This window comes from Bacteroides sp. RTP31139st1_H2_RTP31139_211217, assembly GCF_040227615.1.
In the GTDB taxonomy this organism is placed as follows: domain Bacteria; phylum Bacteroidota; class Bacteroidia; order Bacteroidales; family Bacteroidaceae; genus Bacteroides; species Bacteroides uniformis.
Genome location: NZ_JBCNZM010000003.1, coordinates 4,149 through 7,990 on the forward strand (window position 1 = coordinate 4,149; position 3,842 = coordinate 7,990).

The 3,842-nt window shown below is 47.1% G+C and carries 3 protein-coding genes and 1 pseudogene; 2 read left to right on the top strand and 2 right to left on the bottom strand.

Annotated features, from left to right (window positions below; genetic code table 11):
- Positions 1 to 51: 51 nt before the first annotated feature.
- A complete protein-coding gene (gene gcvT, locus ABUA47_RS00835) occupies positions 52 to 1,140 on the top strand; it encodes a glycine cleavage system aminomethyltransferase GcvT (protein WP_035449409.1) in 1,089 nt (362 codons plus the stop codon).
- A gap of 90 nt (positions 1,141 to 1,230) precedes the next feature.
- Here the strand turns inward: gcvT and ABUA47_RS00840 are convergent, their stop codons facing one another.
- Together ABUA47_RS00840 and ABUA47_RS00845 are read right to left on the bottom strand one after the other, a co-directional pair.
- On the bottom strand, positions 1,231 to 2,757 hold the full coding sequence (locus ABUA47_RS00840; RefSeq protein WP_035449408.1) for a M48 family metallopeptidase: 1,527 nt from the start codon (positions 2,755 to 2,757) through the stop codon (positions 1,231 to 1,233).
- Between the two features lie 182 nt (positions 2,758 to 2,939).
- Positions 2,940 to 3,191, bottom strand: a complete 252-nt coding sequence (locus ABUA47_RS00845) for a type B 50S ribosomal protein L31 (RefSeq protein WP_005835945.1) — start codon at positions 3,189 to 3,191, stop codon at positions 2,940 to 2,942.
- A gap of 188 nt (positions 3,192 to 3,379) precedes the next feature.
- Here ABUA47_RS00845 and ABUA47_RS00850 point away from each other — a divergent pair.
- A pseudogene (locus ABUA47_RS00850) lies at positions 3,380 to 3,842 on the top strand (endonuclease/exonuclease/phosphatase family protein); the annotation flags it as partial.

Sequence of the window (3,842 nt, forward strand, 5' to 3'; positions counted from 1 at the left end):
AGCTCGTAGCAAGCAAATAGATAATTCATAACTCATAACTCTAATAGTTCCATGAAAACCACTCCGTTTACCGAAAAACACATCTCGCTGGGTGCCAAGATGCACGAGTTTGCGGGATATAATATGCCTATCGAGTATTCCGGCATCATTGACGAGCATCTTACAGTATGTCAGGGTGTCGGTGTATTCGACGTCTCACACATGGGAGAATTTTGGGTGAAAGGTCCCCATGCTTTGGACTTTCTGCAGAAAGTGACTTCCAATAACGTAGCTGCCCTCACACCGGGGAAAGTACAGTATACCTGCTTCCCAAATGAAAATGGAGGCATTGTGGACGACCTTCTGGTCTATCATTATGAGCCGGAGAAATACCTGCTTGTCGTGAATGCGTCGAACATTGAGAAAGACTGGAACTGGTGTGTGTCTCATAACACGGAAGGCGCTGAATTGGAAAATGCTTCCGAGCACATGGCACAGCTTGCTGTGCAAGGACCGAAGGCTATTCAGGCTTTGCAGAAGCTGACTTCCATTAATCTTTCCGACCTTCCTTACTATACTTTTACCCACGGTGAGTTTGCCGGAGAAAAGGATGTCATTATCTCCAATACCGGATATACCGGTGCGGGTGGTTTTGAGCTTTACTTCTATCCGGAGGCTGCCATGAAGATTTGGGATGCCGTGTTCGAGGCAGGCGCGGAGTTCGGCATTAAGCCAGTTGGTCTGGGTGCGCGCGATACGCTTCGTCTGGAAATGGGCTTCTGTTTGTATGGCAATGATTTGGATGACACCACTTCGCCCATTGAAGCGGGTTTAGGATGGATTACCAAGTTTGTGGAGGGAAAGAACTTCACCAATCGCCCGATGCTGGAAAAACAGAAAGCGGAAGGCACTACCCGTAAGTTGGTGGGATTTGAAATGATAGACCGCGGTATCCCCCGTCATGGTTACGAGCTGTATAGTACAGACGGTACTGCCATCGGTGTGGTTACCTCCGGAACTATGTCGCCTACCCGCAAGATTGGTATCGGAATGGGGTATATCAGGCCCGAATACAGCAAGGTCGGTACGGAAATCTGCATTGACATGCGGGGACGTAAGCTGAAAGCTGTGGTTGTGAAGCCGCCGTTCCGCAAACAGTAGTTTGAATAAATGACTGAGAATGAAGAATTTGGCTGCGCAATGATGCCGCATGACAAATTCTTCATTCTTTATTCTTAGTTATTCCTTTCTCTATATTCTGCTTATCCTATCCAGCATTTGGTTTGCCCAACCTATCTCTTTATTGGTCCATTCCTTTTCGGTTCCTTCTATGCCCTGGCCTTCGTAGGCCGAAAGCAAGATGATGTATTCTTTCAGTATATCGGTGGCTTGGGCTTGTTTGTTCATGCGCATCAATAATAGTATTTTTTGTTTATATATGTCCAGATTGGGGCTTGTTCCTGCCATCTCCTGGGCTTTATCAAGCATGGCGAGGCAGCGGTTGTTCACTTCTTCCGTATTAGACAGTGCCATTTCCGCTTTTACCAGGATGATGTAGTCATTGTCCGTGGCTAGTCTGTTGTCAATGTTCTTGCGTATCAGCCGGGCAGTTTCCTTATAGCGCTTGTTGGCGTAGTTCATACTTGCGTTGAAAGAAACGACATCGCTGGTAGTCCGTAGGTAGGGGCGGGCACTCAAGCTATGGGATTCACCGGCCTTTTCTATACGCTTTTGCAGGTCGCCGATGCTGCCGTAGCGAGGAATGTCCTTGTTGCGCTGGTGCAGGTTGTAATACCCTATAATTTTACTGAGGGCCGATGCGATTCCGTCGGGATTATAGCCCTTGAATGCCAGAAGTTGGCGCGCAAGGCGGTCTGAAGAGATTTCCTGGGAAGTTTTGTATTTCATCCCCAACCGGTCCGTTGCCGGAATGCTCAAAAGGGAAGCGATGGCTCCGATATCTGCCACCAGACTGACGGCATAAGCATCTTCATTATCGTCCCAGTAGGCCACATCGAGGGCTGCACTGGCGGTAGTGGCAAAGACATCTGCCCAAAAAGCTGCACGCTTGGCACGCCGCTCGGCACGGTAAATGTTGTTTACCTGATGGTCGAGGACGAAATGTCCCAGCTCACATGCGATGACGGCGGCCAGTTCGTCTTCGGAATCAAGAGTGCAGAGGAGGCCCGTACTGATAACCATGGAGCCGTTGGGAAGCATGAAGGCATCTGGTTCGGGCGACTGGATGATACGTATGTTCAGACTCTCCCCGCGATTGCTGTCAATGGTGGTGGCGTTCAACTTGGAGAACACTCCCTGCACGTACGAAACGATGTAATCTTCCTGATAGGCTATCTCATTCAGTTTGTCGAGATAGTCCAGGCACTCTTCGTCGATTTCCTGGCGCAGTTTGTGCTTGTAGCCGCGGTCGCTGAAATATTCGTAAAGATGGTTTTTCAAGTATATCTGCTGCCAGAATTCCCGGTCGGTTTGCGGAGCGGATATGGCAATGTGCCCCATCTCATTCGAAGGAATGGTCTCTTGCATGCCGTTCATTTCGACAGCATAGTAAATGTTGTTGCTGCTTTCACCGGGATTCTTCATTTTGACAACCCGGCGGATAATGACCGGTGTACCGGCGGGAGATTGCCGGTACTCTTTTGTCAATTCTCCTTTGACAGCGATGTTCCCGCTTAAATCTTTGTACTTTTGGGGCTTGGCAAATCCTGCCGTTGCGACAAGGATTGTCAGGATGAATAGGGTGGCAAGTCGTTTCATGATTAGTATATGTTTTCGGTTTTGATGATACAAAAATAGGGAAGTGTTTTTTCCCTTTCTCGTTTTTTTCCCTATTCTGTGATAGGAGATTCCCTATTTATCGGTCCTGCAGTGGGAGGCGGAAACAAAAAAGGGAACCTTTCAGTGAAAGACTCCCTTTTTTCAGTTTGCTTGAAAACTGATTATTTCTTACGGTTACCGTAACGGCTCATGAACTTATCAACACGACCGGCAGTGTCAACCAGCTTAGACTTACCTGTGTAGAACGGGTGAGAGGTGCTGGAGATTTCCAGCTTTACCAGCGGATAAGTTTCACCTTCGAATTCGATAGTCTCTTTCGTGTTGCAAGTGGAACGAGACAAGAATACATCACCATTTGACATATCTTTAAATACTACCGGACGGTAATTTTCAGGATGAATACCTTTTTTCATTTTGATATTTTCTTTTAAAAATTTATATTCTGTTACTATTTTGGTAATAAATAGTGTAATGGTCTTCTTTTCAGAGCGCAAAGATAGTGCAAGTTGGAGACTCTACAAAATAAATTCAGATTTATTTTTATTTAGTAGGTTTATCGCATTTTATTTCTGATTTTTGCAGGACTTAATCTTGTGAATTTATGAGGAAACTACTTGTCTTATGCTCTTTCTGGCTGTGCGTGGCAACGCTGGGGGCACAAAATGCGGAACGGAAACTGTATAGTGTTGCGTTCTACAATCTTGAGAACTTGTTTGATACGATTCATGATGCAGGTAAGAATGACTATGAGTTCCTGCCCGACGGCAGTTACCAATGGACGGCAAAGAAGTATGAGTCCAAGCTGCAGAACCTTTCCAAAGTGTTGGGTTCCCTTTCGCGTGATTTAGTGCCGGAAGGTCCGGCATTCATCGGTGTGGCAGAGGCGGAGAACAGCCGGGTGCTGGAAGACCTCGTGAAGCAGCCGGCCATTTCCAATTATGAGTTCGTGCATTATGAAGGACCGGACAGACGGGGCATCGACTGTGCCTTGCTGTACGACCCGAAGCAGTTCAGCGTTACCCACTCAAAGTTGGTGCTTTCTACTCCTTTTGAGGGGGATACGG

Excerpts from the sequence above, each read along its gene's own strand:
- gcvT (WP_035449409.1), top strand. The coding sequence starts at position 52 with ATGAAAACCACTCCGTTTACCGAAAAACACATCTCGCTGGGTGCCAAG.
- ABUA47_RS00840 (WP_035449408.1), bottom strand. The coding sequence starts at position 2,757 with ATGAAACGACTTGCCACCCTATTCATCCTGACAATCCTTGTCGCAACG.
- ABUA47_RS00845 (WP_005835945.1), bottom strand. The coding sequence starts at position 3,191 with ATGAAAAAAGGTATTCATCCTGAAAATTACCGTCCGGTAGTATTTAAA.